At 32.2% G+C, this 18,797-nt stretch carries 14 protein-coding genes and 2 pseudogenes; 3 read left to right on the plus strand and 13 right to left on the minus strand.

What is annotated here, in order from left to right:
• Positions 1-42: 42 nt before the first annotated feature.
• The 4 genes from CKL_RS08275 to CKL_RS08290 all read right to left on the minus strand — a co-directional run bounded on the left by CKL_RS08275 (position 43) and on the right by CKL_RS08290 (position 4,349).
• The gene (locus tag CKL_RS08275) at positions 43-1,203 is read right to left on the minus strand and encodes an ABC transporter permease subunit (RefSeq protein WP_012102078.1); all 1,161 of its coding nucleotides are present in this window, start codon (positions 1,201-1,203) and stop codon (positions 43-45) included.
• The gene (locus CKL_RS08280) at positions 1,196-2,125 is read right to left on the minus strand and encodes an ABC transporter ATP-binding protein (RefSeq protein ID WP_012102079.1); all 930 of its coding nucleotides are present in this window, start codon (positions 2,123-2,125) and stop codon (positions 1,196-1,198) included. Before CKL_RS08280 ends, CKL_RS08275 begins: the two co-directional genes overlap by 8 nt.
• Positions 2,126-2,276: 151 nt before the next feature.
• Complete coding sequence (locus tag CKL_RS08285) at positions 2,277-2,855, minus strand: hypothetical protein (RefSeq protein ID WP_012102080.1); 579 nt, start codon at positions 2,853-2,855, stop codon at positions 2,277-2,279.
• Between the two features lie 135 nt (positions 2,856-2,990).
• The gene (locus CKL_RS08290) at positions 2,991-4,349 is read right to left on the minus strand and encodes an MATE family efflux transporter (RefSeq protein ID WP_012102081.1); all 1,359 of its coding nucleotides are present in this window, start codon (positions 4,347-4,349) and stop codon (positions 2,991-2,993) included.
• A 573-nt stretch (positions 4,350-4,922) separates the two neighbouring features.
• Between CKL_RS08290 and CKL_RS21240 the strand changes: the two are divergent.
• Positions 4,923-5,588, plus strand: a pseudogene (locus tag CKL_RS21240) (histidine phosphatase family protein).
• A gap of 278 nt (positions 5,589-5,866) precedes the next feature.
• Here the strand turns inward: CKL_RS21240 and CKL_RS08300 are convergent.
• From CKL_RS08300 to CKL_RS08340, 9 genes are all read right to left on the minus strand, one after another.
• Entirely contained in the window at positions 5,867-7,891 is a 2,025-nt protein-coding gene (locus CKL_RS08300) for an oxidoreductase (protein WP_012102085.1), read from the minus strand.
• A gap of 24 nt (positions 7,892-7,915) precedes the next feature.
• Positions 7,916-8,341, minus strand: a complete 426-nt coding sequence (locus tag CKL_RS08305; RefSeq protein WP_012102086.1) for an oxidoreductase — start codon at positions 8,339-8,341, stop codon at positions 7,916-7,918.
• A gap of 232 nt (positions 8,342-8,573) precedes the next feature.
• A complete protein-coding gene (locus CKL_RS08310; RefSeq protein WP_012102087.1) occupies positions 8,574-9,065 on the minus strand; it encodes a GNAT family N-acetyltransferase in 492 nt (163 codons plus the stop codon).
• 80 nt (positions 9,066-9,145) lie between these two features.
• A complete protein-coding gene (locus CKL_RS08315; RefSeq protein WP_012102088.1) occupies positions 9,146-10,735 on the minus strand; it encodes an ABC-F family ATP-binding cassette domain-containing protein in 1,590 nt (529 codons plus the stop codon).
• Between the two features lie 303 nt (positions 10,736-11,038).
• Positions 11,039-12,709 (minus strand): dihydroxy-acid dehydratase, encoded by a 1,671-nt coding sequence (ilvD, locus tag CKL_RS08320; RefSeq protein ID WP_012102089.1) that lies wholly within the window; start codon positions 12,707-12,709, stop codon positions 11,039-11,041.
• Between the two features lie 137 nt (positions 12,710-12,846).
• Positions 12,847-13,533: a FadR/GntR family transcriptional regulator gene (locus CKL_RS08325; RefSeq protein WP_012102090.1), complete on the minus strand. Its 687-nt coding sequence runs from the start codon at positions 13,531-13,533 to the stop codon at positions 12,847-12,849.
• Positions 13,534-13,752: 219 nt separating this feature from the next.
• On the minus strand, positions 13,753-14,571 hold the full coding sequence (locus CKL_RS21510; RefSeq protein WP_012102091.1) for a methyl-accepting chemotaxis protein: 819 nt from the start codon (positions 14,569-14,571) through the stop codon (positions 13,753-13,755).
• 80 nt (positions 14,572-14,651) lie between these two features.
• Positions 14,652-15,656, minus strand: a complete 1,005-nt coding sequence (gene bioB, locus CKL_RS08335) for a biotin synthase BioB (protein WP_012102092.1) — start codon at positions 15,654-15,656, stop codon at positions 14,652-14,654.
• Between the two features lie 81 nt (positions 15,657-15,737).
• Complete coding sequence (locus tag CKL_RS08340; protein ID WP_012102093.1) at positions 15,738-16,910, minus strand: YibE/F family protein; 1,173 nt, start codon at positions 16,908-16,910, stop codon at positions 15,738-15,740.
• A 234-nt stretch (positions 16,911-17,144) separates the two neighbouring features.
• Between CKL_RS08340 and CKL_RS08345 the strand changes: the two genes are divergently transcribed.
• Together CKL_RS08345 and CKL_RS21515 are read left to right on the plus strand one after the other, a co-directional pair.
• Positions 17,145-17,555, plus strand: coding sequence for a fibronectin type III domain-containing protein (locus CKL_RS08345; protein ID WP_012102094.1), 411 nt, complete (start codon positions 17,145-17,147; stop codon positions 17,553-17,555).
• Positions 17,556-17,612: 57 nt separating this feature from the next.
• Positions 17,613-18,785: pseudogene (locus CKL_RS21515) on the plus strand (cell wall-binding repeat-containing protein); the annotation flags it as partial.
• Between the last annotated feature and the right edge of the window lie 12 nt (positions 18,786-18,797).

Genomic DNA, 18,797 nt, shown 5'->3' on the forward strand with positions numbered 1-18,797 from the left:
ATTTAAAATTATATCACTTTTTCATCTCAAGACTGAAAGCAGCTAATCAAAATCTCTCTTTCCAAAGGCATAAGTGCTTAGTAATATGGTAATTAAAATCCATCCCAAACACACCATCAAAACAAAAAATATGTTTATACTGCTAGTAAGTTGTACAGAAATATCTCCACTCAAGGTGCCTATGCTATCAATCATATATGGTATGGGCAAAAACTTTACAAATACTCCATACTTAGCCGATACAATATATCTTCCCATAAACCCTAATATATACCATATTGTTGTTCCCACAATTAGTATAAAGCTTGCAATTGATGAAATAAGTGAATTTTTACAAATAGTTGATATAAAGAGTATTATTGACACAATGGCTGCTGAAATAACTATTACAATTAATATTAATTGTACAATTACACTCCAAAGGGGGATTATTTTCCTACTCCCACTCATATACTTCATTTGTGAAGTTATTGAGCTTAAAATCAATGATTTGTCTAAAACATATCTTGCACCTACATCAAAAGGCAATCTACAATCAGAAAAACCCAAATGAATTCCAGCTTCCACTATAAATATTAAGGTGCTTATGATTATAGTACTTGTACTTAAAATTATTGAAACAATAAACTTAGATATTATAATCTTTTTTCTTGAAATAGGCTTGGTAATCAAAGCTTTAATTGTATTAGGTGAATATTCTCCTGATATCATATCAGATAATAGTACAATAGCAATAAGTAAAAAAATCGGTATAAAGCTCATTAGAATCTCCATAGCTGCATACATTCCTTTTGGTATTAACTCATTTTTTTGTATATTGTGTTTTTTTTCGTATTTTAATTGAAGTAATTTGTATTCATTTTTGGGGTTATTTTCTTTTTCTAATTTTTGAATTTGTTTATCTAATGTTGATTTATCATAGCTATTTATTTGATTTAGCTGTTCTTCCTTGTCCTTTATTTGCTTTTTTGTTCCTAATATATCTCTGGAAAAATCCGCTTTTTTTAACTCGCTATCAGCCTTATCTCTGCCGATTTTTTGATTATTAAGAAGAGCTTTATCGTTTTGAATCTGTACCTCTAAAGTTCTTGTTTTTGAGATACTTATTAATCCAAAAGCTACTGTAATAATAAGAACACCAATAAGCGAAATTTTCTTTTTAATTATAACCCTTTTAAGCTCTTGCCATATATATTTACTCATTGATATTCTCCTCCATCATCTTTATAAATTTATCTTCTAAATTTTGTCTTAATTCAAAGAAACCTTCTATATTTATTCCAGCATCATGTAATTTCTTCAATACTTCAAAAATGTCATGCAGCTTAGTATTTATTAAAATTGAAATACCCTCATTTTCTACTCTCAATAATTTTACACAAGGTATACTTTGAATAATTTTTGATGACTCTTCGGGAGAATTAGTTTTTATGAACATATTTTTTTCACTGCTGATTTTTTTACTATCACTTGCTTTCTGAGCACTAATAATTTTTCCATCATCTATAAATACAACCTTTGTACATATATTTTCTATTTCACTTAAGATGTGAGAAGATATAAAAATACTTACTCCTTTTTCTTTAACCAAGGTATTTATGGTATTTTTAAGTTCAAAAACACCTATAGGATCTAACCCATTTGTAGGCTCATCTAATATTAATAATGCTATGTTTCCCATTAGTGCTTCTGAAAGTCCCAGCCTTTGTTTCATACCTAGGGAATATTTTTTTACTTTTTCATCAATTTTGATTCCCAAATTTGAAAATTTTATAGCATCTTCTATTTCATCTTTTGTTACATCCTTAAGCATACTTGATATATAATTTAAGTTTTGTCTTCCTGTCATATACCCATACATTACTGGTGTTTCTACCACTGCTCCAATATTTCTTAAGGCTTCCTCTCTTTCCGTTTTAAGACTTTTTCCGCAGATTATAACTTCACCTTCATCAGGAAATAACATACTTGTTATAATTTTAATTAATGTAGTTTTACCTGCACCATTTCTTCCTACAAAACCACATATTTCTCCTTTGTTTATGAAAAAATTAATATCATCTAATACCTTTTTATTTCCTCGTTTTTTAGAGATATGTTTTACTTCTAAAATCCTATCATCCATCCTAATCACCTTTTAAATATTTATTTCATATTTATTATAAAATACAAAAATATACTAAAAGTATAATAAAAATAAAGAAAAAATAAATTTATTTTATCAAGTGATTCTTAACTACCAGATAAAAAATTAAATATTTCATTGTAAAATGGCTTTATTCTTCTGAAAGTAATTCACTCCTTCCTTGTGCCTTTAACCATTCCTTGGAATTTGATTTTATTTGTGTTTTTAATCCTAAGTCACGACCCGTATCCTCCATAGCTTTCTCTGCATATTTACGTGGAAACATCTTTTTTATAGATGGTCCATATTCAGTTCCATCCTTAGACTGTTCAAATCTAACAACAGTAAATTTATCTTTATCTTTTCTTAACACAATAAGTGCTGGATTTGACCCTCCACATGAAAAACCAAATTTTCCGTTAGCAAATGCATATCCTTCAACTAGGGTATAAATATAAACATTTATTAATCCATCTTTCTGTTCAATTGAGTATGATTTATGTGCTTCAAAAACCTTATCAGCATTAGTTAATATATGAGAATAGTAATTCTCAATATAATCTGATATCGTTTCATTTATAACCCTTTCAGATTTAGTTTCAATATTTTTATTATCAAATACAATACCAACATTTTTATTATTAGTTATTCTTAAATTGATATACCAAATGCCAATAATAAATATTAAAGAAAAAATTATTAAAATAAAACCCTTAAAATACTTTTTCAACTTTACCTCATCCTCCAATTCTTTCTATAGTCAAATTATAATCTTCGGAAGTTACTATTTTATGGGTAATTATACCAAAATTTTTATATGAGTAATTATTATATTGAACGTTATATTATCAGCTTTTTAAAAGTATTAAACTAATACTTTTAACTGATTCATTTTTTTTATTTCGCCGTATATAAAAATTAAAGATATCATTGCAGTAAAAAAATCAGATAATGGAACAGATACAAAAACACCAGTGACTTTAAGAAATATTGGGATGATTAACATTAATGGTATTAAAAATAAAAATGGTTTCATTATTGATAAAAATAATGCAGGCTTAGGTTTGCCAATATACTGAAAAAAACTTGCAGCAATTACTTGAACACCTACTAAAGGACTCATAAGTATCAGTACTCTTAAAATAGGAACCGTCAATGCTATTAATTCATTATTAGATGTAAAAACACCCGCTATTTTATTTGTAAAACTAATAATTATAACTAAAAATCCCAATGAAATTACAACTGATGTTAAAATTCCAAGCTTTAAGCTTTGTTTTACTCTATTGAATTTTTTAGCACCATAATTAAATCCTATAATAGGCTGAAGAGCTTGTCTAATTCCATACATAGAAACGGTAATAAACCCGAATATACGATTATATATACCAATTGCAGAAATATATAAGTCAGATCCTCCATAAATTCTTATTGAATTATTTAATACTATGGCTACAATTCCATAAGCCAGTTGAGTCATAAACGTGGATACTCCTAAGGAAATGGCTTCCTTTAATAACTTTATATTAATTACTAAATTTTTAACTTTTACTCCTAAAATTTTACTATTAAAACAGATGTATACCAATAAAAATATGAAACATATTATTTGGGAAATGTCTGTAGCAATGGCAGCTCCTTTTATCCCATATTTAAGTCTTGTAACTAATATGTAATCTAACGGAATATTAATTACAGGTCCTATTATCATGCTTATCATAGCAATATTAGCATGTCCTTCTGATTGTATGATGCTATTGGAAACAATACTAAAAACGAAAAAAACACTGCAATATAAAGTAATTTTAAAGAATGTTACAGCATAGGGTAGTATAGTTTCCAAGGAACCAAAAATATACAATATAGGTCTGATGAAAGCCAGTCCTATAACCATAATTAAAATTCCTAATAGAACAGAGGATGTTAATGCAGTACCCACAGCCTTTTCTGCTCTTAGTTTATTTCCGGCTCCAAGACTTCTGGAAATTATAGAAGCAATTCCAACTCCGATCATTTGAGAAAGAGCCAGTATTATTTGTTGAATAGGAAAGACTATAGTTAATGCTGCAATTCCTAAGCTACCATTAGCCTGATTACCTATAAAAATTGCATCAATAAGATTATATAATACATTAGCTAAAAATACACTTATGGCAGGAAGAGAAAACTTAAAGAGTAACGTTTTGATATTACCTTCCAAAATAAAATTTTCAAGTTCAGTCATATTATTACCTCCAAAAAATTTATACCTGTTATACTCACTTAATGAAATACTACTCCCTCTAAATATCATTATTCATAAAAAATACCCCTTTTCTAAATCTAATAAGATTACATTAAAAAAATGCAACAATTTATACATATCTTAATATTCTGTATTATCACAATTTATATTTTATATCTACATTTATTTTACTGCTATATCAGTAATGATGATATTATCCTATATCAATGCCTATATGTTAGAATTATTTCGTCCAATTTAATATACACAAAAACTTTATTTTAGGCTAAAATTGACGATATTAGATGATCTTACCTAATTTTGAATATACTCAAATTTATATATAACAAAACTAACAAACTTAAAATATCTCTAAATCACTTCAAATACCTATATTATACTAATATAGATAAAGACAATTATACTTTAAGCAAAAAAGAGATTAAAGATAAATCCATCTAATACTGTTATAATATATATAAAATTGTAAATTCTAATTAACCTATTTTTATATATTAATCTGCAAGTAAAAATAGTTTATCTTTTGTTAAGTTGTAAGTGAGGAGAATATTTATGGATAGAAAAATAACATTTTATGTAACTAGACATGGTGAAACTATGTATAATATATTGAACAAAGTACAGGGATGGTCTGATACGCCATTAACCCCAAGAGGGATTAAAATAGCAAGACTTTTAGGGAAAGGCCTAAAAGACATAGATTTTGTGGCGGCCTATTCTAGCGATAGTGGACGAGCAGTTGAAACAGCTGAGATTATTCTTAATGAGAGCGGAAATAAGCAGATTAAATTATATCGTGACAAACGATTAAGAGAATGGGGATTTGGAAGTCTATAAGGAGAATCTAACAAAAACTTTTTGAATATTATACTTCAAGAAATACCTGATGTTAGTATAGCATAACTTAATTATAATTTACCACAGATTTCTAAAGTGGTTGTTCGCTCTGACACTATTGCATGGGCAGAAGATTTTTATACAATTGAAACCAGATTGAAATCTATTTTTAAAACCATGGCAGATACAATTTCACCAGGTGGTGGAGGAGATATTTTAATTGTGACACATGCTTTTACAATTAAAACATTAATTTTTATATTTGCAAAGCATCGCTTAAATGAAGTAACAAATATAGAAAATGCAAGCATAACAAAAATAGTATATGAAAATGGAAATTTTTACATTAGTGATATTAACAACACTCAGTACATTGGATAAATAACCTTTGTCCTCAAGTAATTTTATATAAATTTCTCATGAAAGTTGTTCTATGACCTTTGCAATATGCTTATACTGGCTCTGCAACTATTCGTTGAAAATATTGGAGACACCAGATAGCAAATCAGAATTATATCTGGTACCAAAAAGGCTCCTTGTAGGTTCAGGTGGAGTTTTCTATAGAAAACTCCACCTGAACTTCAGAAGAACTTATCCAGACGCATTGCAGTGCTTATCTCCCACTTTGAAGAAGATGTTAGTATTAGCAAGCGTTCGGATTAAAACTCCATAGCTAAGTCGCATGCCTGACGAATTGCAGTGAGAACATTGCCAATGCCCCCAGAATCTCCTATATTACGTACAGAAATGTTTCTAGCTGAAAGTGTATCAAACAGAGATGTATTAGGCTTTGAACCCACTGCTAGTACAATTGTGTCACAGGGAAGTTCCGCCTTAATCACTTCTTTACTTTTTGGATTAGTAGATTCTATAAAAACTTCCTTATTGGTCACTTCTGCTATTTTAGAGAAAGAATATTGTTTTACGCCCAGCCGTTTAAGGTCTTTTATTACAGGCCAGCCGCAGCCAGGATCAAATCCAGTACCAATTTTTGCAATATCTACAATAGCTATATTACGACGGGATGTATTTAACATCATCTTTATTTTCTCACTACTTTCAGATTTTTGAGATTCCATAAAATAAAGTTGTTCCTCAGAGAGAGCGGCTTCATGAGCCAAATACGCTGCTGTTTCACAGCCAACAGAACTGCCGCCAACCACTACTATATTACGACCAGCCATATCTTTACCTTCAAGAATGTCAGAAGAGGTAACTATAGGAATATTGCCATCTCCAGGTAAACTAATGGAAGAAGGAATACTTCCAGTTGCCACTATTACCTCATGAAAATTTCCTTTCTCAATTTCTTCAATAGTAGCTTCCTTGTTAAGCACCACCTTTACACCTATTTTCTTCAACATAGCGTTAAAATAATGCACCAAATTTTGAAATTCCCCTTTTGATGGAGGAGTGCTTGCCAGATGTAATTGCCCCCCAATAGTATCCTTCATTTCCCAAACAGTAACTTTATGACCTCTTTCTGCTGCTCTTATTGCAAGTTCACAGCCAGCAGGACCTGCACCTATAACCAGAATATTTTTAGACGGCTTAGGTTTGGTATCCTGAAGAAGGAATTCTCTGCCGGCATATCCATTTACAAGACATTCCACAGGTTTGTCAAAAAACAAACGCCCAAGGCAGCCCTGATTACATGCGGTACAGCGGCGAATCTCATCTACTCTACCTTCTTTTACTTTAATTGGCCAATCCGGGTCAGCTATAAGCGTACGTCCCACACCGATCAAATCTGCCTGACATAAAGCTAGAGTACGCTCTGCCACAACAGGGTTATTAAATCGATTTGAAGCCATAACAGGAACACTAACTGCATCTTTTACCCCCTGTGCCAGGTACGCATAGCCTCCTTGTGGAACATCTCCTGGCAATTGAGGAATGGTGGTTTCATGCCAGCCTCCGGTTACATTTATCATGTCAATGCCAGCCTTATCTAACATTTTACAAAAGGCCACACAGTCTTCATTTGTATTGCCGCCCTTAATGAAATCATTTCCAGAAACACGCATAAAGATAGGATAATCATCTCCCACTGCTATGCGCAGAGCTGATAGTACTTCCAGTGGAAAACGACAGCGATTTTCAAAACTTCCCCCATATTCATCTTCACGCAAATTAGTAACAGGTGATAAAAACTGGCTAATCAAGTAGCCTGCAGAACCTACGATTTCCACTGCATCAAAACCTGCTTTTTTCGCCCGCAGTCCAGCATCAGCCCAGTGTTTTATAACCAGTGTGATTTCATCCTTTGTCATAGCTCTTGGTGTTTCACCTGTGTAACGAGAATAAACAGCTGAAGGAGCAAGTGCAGCATCATCTCCGGTAATATATTTGGTTCTCCCATATCTGCCGGTATGCATAAGCTGCACTGCTACTTTAGCACCACGTTTATGCATACCATCTGTAAACTCCTTGTATCCCAAAATATAATCATCACTTTCAAGGCTCATGATATCGGAATATCCCCGGTAATTGTCAATAACGCATCCCCCTACAATAATTAACCCTGCACCACCCTCTGCACGCTTCCAATAATATTCATTAAATCTGGCGGTAGCAAATCCATCAGGAGTATAACCGTGATGCATTGCCGGCATTACAAGACGATTTTTTAAAATAAGACCATTTATAGTAATGGGCTCAAACAAATTTCTAAAATTCATCATATTACTTTCCTCCTTGAATATAATTTAAAATTTTATCCTCCAATAGCTTTCCATCTCAAATACAGTTACATCATTATTCTTTGATGCCAAAAATTCTGCAGTTTCAAGACCTGTCATTCCAGAACCTATTACTGCTGCTTTTTTATTATAAATTTCTGTTTTCCCTGATAATACATCCACAATAGTAAATACATTTTTTCCATGAATACCATTTATGGACTCAGGAATTATAGGACTTGAGCCTTCTGCCACAAATACAGCATAAGGACTTAAAAATTGATTGATCAAATATCCATGAGCACCGTGTATTTCAACCCCATCAATACCCGCTGCTTTAACTCTACAGGCAGCATTTATAAAATCCTGTACTAATCCTTCTGCTTCTTTTGTAGTCATTTCCCTTGTTTCCTGGTGTACCACATTACATTGAGTTCTACTTGGTGCCATCATTGACTTGTTACCGATTTCAGCTAACTCATGCTACTATTATAACAGTAATTTTTGATTTATCAATTATGCACTTTTTTGTAATATACTATCCAAAAAGAAAGTTAGTATAAATTAAATCAATTTGAAAGAAACTTAATAAGCAAAAAAAAACAAAAGAAGGTCTCGCTGCAGCAATATCACTCGGCAGAAAACCAAAACTTGACGATAATAAAATCTTGAAATTACTTTTATTTTACTCAATTATCATTTCCATAAAGCCAACTGTAAATGGTAAAAAATCAAATTTTTTAGTACCTTTATGTATAAAACCATTTTTCTGATACCATTGTTTTAAAATAGTATTTTCCTCAATAATACCAATACTTATAATTTTTCCATTTAACCTCTTAACCTTAATTTTTGCAAACACTAACAATTTTTCTCCATATCCATAACGTCTATATTCCGGCAGGACAGTAATTTTTTCTAATTCATATTTTTCTTCACTCTTCTTTTCTAACTGCATAAATCCAACAATTTTATCATCAACATTTATTGAATACATGAAATTGCCTCTGTTTTTATCAGAAACCAATCTACTCATTTTGATAAAAGCGCCATTAGTGGCGCAATTTTCAATAGTTAATCCAAAATCTTTTGCCACTGTCCCAAATCCTTGTCTTATAACTTCTGCACACTCTTCTAATTCATTTAATGATACTTCTTTAATAACATATTCTTTCATACTCAATCCCTCAATTTCAAATAATTTATTATAAAGGCCTGTTTCAAAATGTAAAAACTCATTTTGAAACAGACCATCTACTAACCTTGAATACTCTCTAAATATTCATCATAGGTTAACCTTTTATCTATAAATCCATTATCAGTAAGCTGTATAATCCTATTTGCTATAGTCTGGATAAATTCATGATCATAGGATGAAAATAAAATGATACTCTTATAATCTAAAAGTCCGTTGTTTAATGCAGTAATGGATTCTAGATCCAGATGATTGGTGGGCTGATCCAAAATAAGCACATTGGCATTTTCCATCATCATCTTTGCCAGCATGCATCGTACTTTTTCCCCTCCCGAGAGAATATTCACCTGCTTTAATGCCTCTTCCCCGGAAAATAAAATTTTACCAAGAAATCCTCTAATATAGCTTTCAGATTTTTCCTCTGAAAATTGTCTCAGCCAATCCACTAAATTTAATTCCTGTTCATTAAAGTACTCTGAATTATCCTTTGGAAAATATGACCTGGAGATAGTAACTCCCCATTTATACCTTCCACTATCTGGTTCCATTTCTCCCATAAGAATTTTAAACAATGTAGTTTCTTGAATTTCATTTTCTGATATAAAAGCAATTTTATCACCCTTTGATACTGTAAAACTAACATTATCCAATACTTTTTTTCCATCTATAATTTTTGTAATTCCATCAACTATTAATATATCATTTCCCACTTCTCTTTCAGGCTTAAAACCCATAAAGGGATATTTTCTGCTGGAGGGCTTGATATCCTCTAAAGTTATTTTATCCAGCAACTTCTTACGGGATGTAGCCTGATTTGATTTTGAGGCATTGGCACTGAAACGCTCTATAAATCTTTGCAGATCTTTAATCTTTTCTTCTTTTTTTCTGTTTTGTTCCTTTGCCATCTTAAGTGCAAGCTGGCTTGACTGGTACCAAAAATCATAGTTTCCAGCATATATTTTTATCTTTCCATAATCCACATCCGCCATATATGTACACACTTTATTTAGAAAATATCTATCATGGGATACAACTATGACAGTACCTTCAAAATTAATAATAAACTCTTCTAACCATTTTATAGATTTAACATCTAAATGGTTAGTAGGTTCGTCTAAGATAAGTATACCGGGATTTCCAAAAAGCGCCTGTGCCAGAAGTACTTTTACCTTTTGGGCTCCTGTAAGTTCAGACATCTTTTTATTGTGAAGATTTATATCTATCCCAAGGCCTTGAAGCAGTGAAGAAGCTTCAGATTCTGCTTCCCATCCGTTTAATTCTGCAAATTCGCCTTCCAATTCAGATGCCTTTATGCCATCTTCATCTGTAAAATCAGGTTTATCATAAAGGGCATCCTTTTCTTTCATTATTTCATAAAGCCTTAAATTACCCATAATTACTGTTTCTAAAATCTCATATTCATCATATTGAAAATGATCCTGTTTTAGTACAGACATTCTTATATGCTTTGAAATACTTACTTCTCCTGTACTGGGTTCTATTTCTCCTGATAATATTTTTAAAAATGTGGTCTTTCCTGCACCATTTGCCCCTATAATTCCATAGCAATTACCCTGGGTAAACTTTAAATTTACATCTTCAAAAAGCTTTCTCCCCTTATATCTTAAACTAACATTATTTACATTAATCAAATTATACCCATCCTCTACTGTATTTTTGTCATTATGGAAGGATTATATCATAATTCAACTAAATAAGCATTAAAATTTTTTCTAATATCCCCTATATACCATTTATGCTGATAATACTCTTTTCTTTCATGGTGTTTAATATCTCTTTATCTGTCATTTAAGCACTACCTTTATATTTTTAATAAACAATTCAGATGGAGAAAAGGATTCCTTATAAGAAAACTCCATCCGAACCTTAATTACTCTCCCCTTCCGAGAAGCTTCAATATGGCTATTTACAGTCTTTAAATACAAATTAAAAAACTAGAATTTGGGAATTTCTAGAATAGCCCCTCTGTTTCCTGAAGTTACCATTGATGCATATCTTGCAAGGTAGCCTGTGGTAATCTTAGGTTGTCTAGGTTTCCAATTTGATCTTCTTCTCTCCAATTCTTCCTCACTGATTTCAAAATCAATAGAATTTGCCTCTATATCTATCTTTATTATATCTCCCTCTTCAACCAGTGCAATATTACCTCCTACTGCCGCTTCAGGAGAAACATGACCAATTGCAGCACCTCTTGTAGCACCACTAAAACGTCCATCTGTTATTAATGCCACACTTCCCCCAAGACCTCGTCCCATAATTGCAGAAGTTGGGTTAAGCATTTCTCTCATGCCAGGTCCACCTTTAGGTCCTTCATATCTTATAATAACTACATCGCCAGCTACAATTTTCCCTGTGTTTATAGCATTTAGAGCATCCTCCTCACAGTCAAAAACCCTTGCAGGTCCTTCATGCTTTAACATTTCAGGTGCCACTGCAGAACGCTTTACAACACAGGAATCTGGAGCTAAATTGCCTTTAAGAATTGCAATTCCGCCAGTTGTGCTGTAAGGGTTTTCAACAGGTCTTATTACCTCTTTATTTTTATTTATACAACCTTTAATATTTTCTGCCACAGTTTTTCCCGTACATGTAATCAAATCTGTACTTAATAAATTCAATTTATTAATTTCATTCATAACAGCGTAAATTCCACCTGCTTCATTTAACTCTTCCACATAATTATGTCCTGCTGGTGCTAAGTGGCAAAGATTAGGCGTTTTTGCACTGATTTCATTTGCCATATCCACATTTAATTCAATACCAGCTTCATGTGCAATAGCTGGTAAATGAAGCATACTGTTTGTACTACATCCAAGAGCCATATCCATAGTTAGAGCATTCTTAAAAGCAGCCTCTGTCATAACATCTCTAGGTCTTATATTTCTTTCAAGCAGCTCCATTATTTTCATGCCAGCATGTTTTGCAAGTTTTATTCTGTCAGAATAAACAGCAGGTATTGTACCATTACCTCCAAGTGCCATTCCAAGAACCTCTGTTAAACAGTTCATACTATTTGCAGTATACATGCCTGAACAGGAGCCGCAAGTAGGACATACCTTACTTTCAAACTCTTCTAATTTTTCTTCAGTTATTTTACCTCCGTTGAAAGCACCTACTGCCTCAGATATGCTGCTAAAACTTACTTTACATCCATCTACCTTTCCTGCAAGCATAGGGCCTCCACTTACAAAAATAGTTGGAATGTTAAGTCTCGCTGCAGCCATTAAAAGTCCTGGTACATTTTTATCACAGTTAGGTACCATTACCAGCGCATCAAAAGCATGAGCCATGGCCATAGCTTCTGTGGAATCTGCAATTAAATCTCTTGTAACAAGAGAATATTTCATGCCCTGGTGTCCCATGGCAATTCCATCACAGACAGCAATGGCAGGAAAAACAATTGGAGTACCCCCAGCCATTGATACTCCTGTCTTTACGGCCTCCACTATTTTATCTAAATTCATATGACCCGGTACTATGTCGTTTTTTGAACTTACAATACCTACAAGCGGTCTTTCTATTTCTTCTTTTGTCAAACCTAACGCATTAAGCAGGGCACGCTGTGGTGCACTTTTAGTTCCTTTCGTTATTACATCACTTCTCACTAAAATAACCTCCCTAGTACAATATTATTAAACTATATGTTTTTATTGTAAGTTGTGTGATGTCTGTTGTCAACTATACATTATATATTTTGAAAAAATAAGTGTTAATTTTTATAATTATAAAAATTAACACTATTTTACTCTTCATATATATCCATGCCTCTCATTGCACGTATAATATGAAGCTTCATTGCAGTTTTTGCCCCCTCTGCATCTCTTTTAGATAAAAATTCCATTATCATACGGTGATCATTTAATGTATCTTGTATTACAACTTCATTATCATCTGACAACATAACACCCTTATCAATGGATTTATAAAGTATAGGCATAAGCCTATTCATAAATTCATTATGGGTGGCCTTTGCAATGGATTTATGAAAAGCCCTTTCAGTTTCAGTTCTGTCTTCTTTATTTAAAATTTTCTGTTCTTCTAGTCTACCATAGTGAATTATTCTTTTTATCTCCTTATCTGTGGCCCTCTTTGCAGCATAATAAGCGGTTTCTGGTTCAAAAATCAATCTCATTTCATATAAATCTCTGGCATTTAACTTTATTGTAGAAAGTTCTTCCAGGCCAAAGTTTTCATGGAAACCTTCCTGATTTACTACAAATGTGCCTTTTCCCCTTCTAATTTCAAGAACATTACGGGCAACCAAAATACGAATAGCTTCCCTTAACGTAGTCCTGCTTACCTGCATAAGGACAGAGAGTTCATTTTCATTTGGAAGTTTATCTCCCACCGAAAATTTCTTATCTATAGTAATCATTGAAAATATATCCTCTGCAACACTTTGAGATAAATTCTTTTCTCTCCTTGGCATAAATCTCCTCCTTTTGCCCTCGTATCTCTATAATATAATATAATAAAATATTATGCCTTTCAAGAGAGATGTCATATGTTCCTCTACACATATGACATAGTATTATTATAATAATCAAGTAATTCAGAGGTTTAGATAGAGTTTGCTATAGAGAAATGCTTATCTCCCACCTTGAAAAAGATGGGAGTATTAGCTAATTCCAGCACCGGAATAAAAATTTTATACATTTTTAGTCATATTCACTAATACTTCTGAATTAGAAGTAATTCCCTCTAATGTGGAAGTTATTTCTTCTGTGGATGCAGCCTGTGATTCAGCCATAAGTTTTGTACTGTTTATTTCTTTAATGACTTCATCTATAGCTCCTCTCATTTCTAAAAGTAGTTGTGATATTTTCTTTGCCGATTCCCCACTTATTTGGGAAAGCTTTCGCATTTCATCTGCAACAACTGAAAAACCTCTTCCCGCCTCTCCTGCTCTTGCAGCTTCAATAGCTGCATTTAAAGCCAGCAAGTTGGACTGAGAAGATATGCCTGTGATAATATTCAGTATTCCATCTGTCTCTTTTATCTTTTCTCCTGTGGATTCAGCAGAGTCTACAATATTATTCATTGAACATAAAAGCTTTTGTGAATTAACCGCAATTTCCTCTATACTTGCATTTGTCTGTTGTAATGAACTAAACATACTTTCCGTTGCCTGTTCCACTTTTAAGTGGCCAGTTAAACTCTTGCCTATGCCAACCCCACCAATAACTTTTCCTTGCGAATTTTTAATTGGATATGAAACAGACTTAAATGGTACTCCATATACTTCTTCTGCTACCGTGACAACGTATATTTTACCATCATGAATTGTTTTATATAATGGCTCATCCACAGACAACTTCTGTCCGATTTTAATATGGAGATCAAGAGTATCTCCCCTGCGATAATACAAAAATTCATTAGTATCTGCTACAGCTACTAATAGATCCTCCTGCAAAATATCTTTTAATACAGGTACAACTTCTAAAAATGATTCAAGTATTTTTTCCATGCTTGTTATGCCTCCAAAAATATCTTATTTAGTAGCTTTATTCGATTCATTTTATAAATACTTTAATATTTTCACACCTATTAGAACATCTTTTTTTCCTTATGCACATTTTTTCTGATCTTCAATTTCAATTTATTTATCATCTTCTTATCATCACATATCTTATTTCCCGATGTGGTTAGATAGTTTCCTGTGATTGTAGCATTGGCTCCTGCATAAAAACAATTTTCTCCAAAACCATCTATAAGATTTCTTCCTCCTGCAAGTCTTATAAAAGCTTTAGAATTTACGAATCTAAAAATTGCTATGGTCTTCAATATTTCATTTTGACTTAACTTAGGAGCACTTTCTAGTGGTGTTCCTTTAACTGGATTCAATACATTTATGGGAATGGATTTGGCCTCAAGCTCCTTAAGCTGAAAAGCTAATCTAACTCTATCTTCAAAACTCTCCCCAAGTCCAATAATTCCCCCGGAGCATACCTGAAGCCCTGCTTTTTTCACTGCATTTATAGTATCTATTCTTTCATCGTAGCTATGGGTTGTACATATTTCCTTATAATATTCTCTGCTGGTTTCTAAGTTATGATGATACATTGTTACCCCGCATTGTTTCAATCTAATCAAATCTTCATATTCCAATATACCAAGTGAAGCACACAGATCTATTCTATTCTCTTTATTTAGTTCTTTATATATATCCAATACCTTTTCAAAATCTTTTCCACGAATTCCCTTACCACTTGTAACCAGAGAAAATCTATTTACTCCTTCATTTTCATTTTCCCTTGCCAATTTTAAAGCTTCTTCTTTCGAGACCAGTTCATAATTTTCTACATTGGTTTTATAATGTCCAGACTGGGCACAGAACTTGCAATCTTCAGTACAACGTCCTGACTTTGCATTCATTATAGTACATAGATCTACTTCCACACCGCAAAAAAAATCCCGTATATTATCTGCACTATGGCATAACTGTTTTATATCCCCTACCTCTTCACACTTTGACAATTTCATAGCTTCTTTAAAACCTATATCTTCTTCCTTAAGAATATTTTTCTCTAAATACTTTATAAATTCTTTCATTATTCAAACTCTCCTTAATATATGTAATAAATATATATTAATATAATATTCTGCTATTGTAAACCCAATAAAAATATAAGTTTACAATTTATCTTTCTCGTTTATTTCACCTAAAAATCTTGTAATAATTTCTGCTGAAATAAATGAAACTATGGGAACTGTGAAGATTATTGCCATACTACCAGTTAATCCCTGGATTATTTCTAAACTTACCATATCCATGTTAATAAGTTGATTATAACTTACATTATAAGAATAAATTATTATGAGCATAGTAAGTGATGCCCCTGTAAAAGCTAAAATTAAAGTATTGGCCATAGTGCCCATCATATCTTTTCCTACATTCATTCCTGACTTAAATAACTCTTTTTTATTTACATTAGGATTAGATGTATATATTTCCTGTATAGAAGAAGCTATTGATATACTAAGGTCCATTACAGCTCCTACAGATGCTATTAAAATTCCTGCAGTTAACAATTGATATACTTTCATACCAGATACATTAGAAATCATATTGAGACTTTCAACTCCAGTTAAATTAAGACCTGTCAAATGGGCAAAGTGGCCAAATATAAGTTCAATTATCCCTGCAATTATAACGCCAGATATGGTACCTAATATAGCTGATAAAGTCTTTGCACTCCAGCTATTTAATAAAAATAGTGTAACACAGGTTGTTATAATTATTACTATAATCGAGGCTAAAATTGGAGAATAGCCCCTATATAACATGGGTACAAATAAAAATATAATACAGGTTAATGTAAATACAAGACCTAATACAGATCTAACTCCCTTTTTTCCGCCTATTATACAAATGGCAGCAAAAAAAACAAATATAAATATATATTGAGTATTAGCTCTGTAATAGTTATATACTGTCACACCATATTTGCCACCATTAGCTGTAGAAATATCTACTATTATTTTCATGTTAGGTCTTAGATATACATTATGAGTGTCACTTAAATAATTTGTTACTTTTTTAACCTCATCTTTATGTTCTCCTGAAAGAATTTTGATTTGAGCCTCCTGAGTACCAAAATATATATTTTTAGATTGTTTAAATTGTGTTAAAGAATTGTTTTTTACGGATAATACTTCTGCTTTTTCATACCTTATATAAGATTTGCCATTTTGCTTATTATATGTTACAGGATTACTTACATTAAAATAGTACAAAAAAATACCAAATAATAATACCACTATTAAAAAAATTGATACTTGAAATATCTTTGAATATCTAATCATGAATATTCCTCCATATAGCTTTAACTTAGATGTTATTTTAAAAATTATATTATATATTTTAAAATATACAATGTTAATGGAATGTACTGATAAAGGTTCTGTAAAGTTTAAGTTAAATATAGAATGTTATTGTTATTTTACATAAATTTTACACGAGTAAGACAGATAAAATACATAAATATCATTAAGATATATAGTAGCTGTAAATGAAAATTATTTTAAGGAGGAAATTTTATGAAACAGTATGCAGAAAAAATAGCATTATTTTTTCTATGCTTTTCGTTTATACTTTCAAGTCTGATAATACCCATACCTGTTAGTGCTGAAACTACAACAACCCAAAGTATCAGTATAGATAAAACAACAGCCTCTGCAGATGATACTATTAAAGATGTAACCTTTGCACCTGGAAAGGATCAATCTCAATTAAATTTCACATGGTATTCCAAAAGTACTTCAGAGACACAGGTACAGGTTGCTTTAAAGTCTGATATGAGTGGAAGCGAATTTCCTGTAGATAAAGCTCAAACATTCAATGGAGAAAAATCTAATGGAAATGATAGATATACTTCTAATAAGGTCACAGTAACAGGATTAAAACAGGGCGTAGAATATGTATATCGTGTAGGTGACGGAACTAATTAGAGCCAGGTTAACAGCTACACTACTCCGGATCTATCAAATGGATTCAACTTTTTACTTGCAGGAGATCCACAAATTGGTGCTGGCGGTGATTTAGCTAAAGATGGTGCAGGATGGTTAGATACATTGAACAAAGCTACAAATAAGTTTTCTAATTTTAGTTTTATAATGTCTGTAGGTGACCAAGTAAACAACGGCTCAGAACTTAATGAACAAAGCAATGAATTGGAATATGATGAGTTTTTTAAACCAGATCATCTAAAAAATATGCCTGTTGCCGCAATTCCAGGGAACCATGAAAGCTATGGATCAGGTCATATTACCCACTTTAACCCTCCGAATATGTCTGACAAATATGGCATTTTTACTGATAACGGGTATGAATCAGATAAAAGCAGCGGCACCACAGGCAATGACTACTATTATGTGTATGGAAACACACTGTTTATGATGCTTAACAGCAATGATATAAACGCCCAGGATCATAAGGCATTTATGCAGGAAGCAATAGATGCAAATCCAAATGTAAAATGGAAGATAGCAGCAATGCACCATTCCATTTACAGCTCAGCAAACCATGAGACAGATGAAGATATAGCTGCAAGAAGAGTTACCCATCCAGAAGTCTTTGAGGATCTCGGCATAGATGTAGTTTTGGCCGGACATGATCACAGTTATACAAGGAGTTATCAAATGTCAGCAGGAGAAGCAGTTAATGTCGAAGATGCAAAAGATGGTAAAGTTACAAATCCAAAAGGAGTTCTATATATATCCACAAACTCAGCCAGCGGTAGTAAATATTATGAGCTGCAGCAACCTGATGTGAATAACTATTATGAAGCTAAAAAAGAACAGGATCATGTTCCAACATTTTCAGATGTAAGCATAAAAAATAACAGCTTTACAATCACAACTTACAGAACTGATACCATGGAAGCCATTGATACTTACACTATAAATAAACAAAATTTTAAGCAAGTAAGATTAGGCGGCTCAAATAGATATGAAACTTCAGTAAAAATATCACAGAGTAAATGGACTAATGCAGATTCAGCGGTATTAGTTTCCGGGGAAACTTTTGCTGATGCAATTAGCGCAGCGCCTTTTGCAAAACAGATAAATGCACCTATACTGCTGACTTCAAATAACTCACTTGATAAAAATACAGAAGCAGAACTTTCAAGATTGAAGGTGAAGAAAGTATATATAATTGGAGGTACTGGAGTTATATCAAGTTCAGTAGAA

This window comes from Clostridium kluyveri DSM 555 (assembly GCF_000016505.1).
Lineage (GTDB): Bacteria > Bacillota > Clostridia > Clostridiales > Clostridiaceae > Clostridium_B > Clostridium_B kluyveri.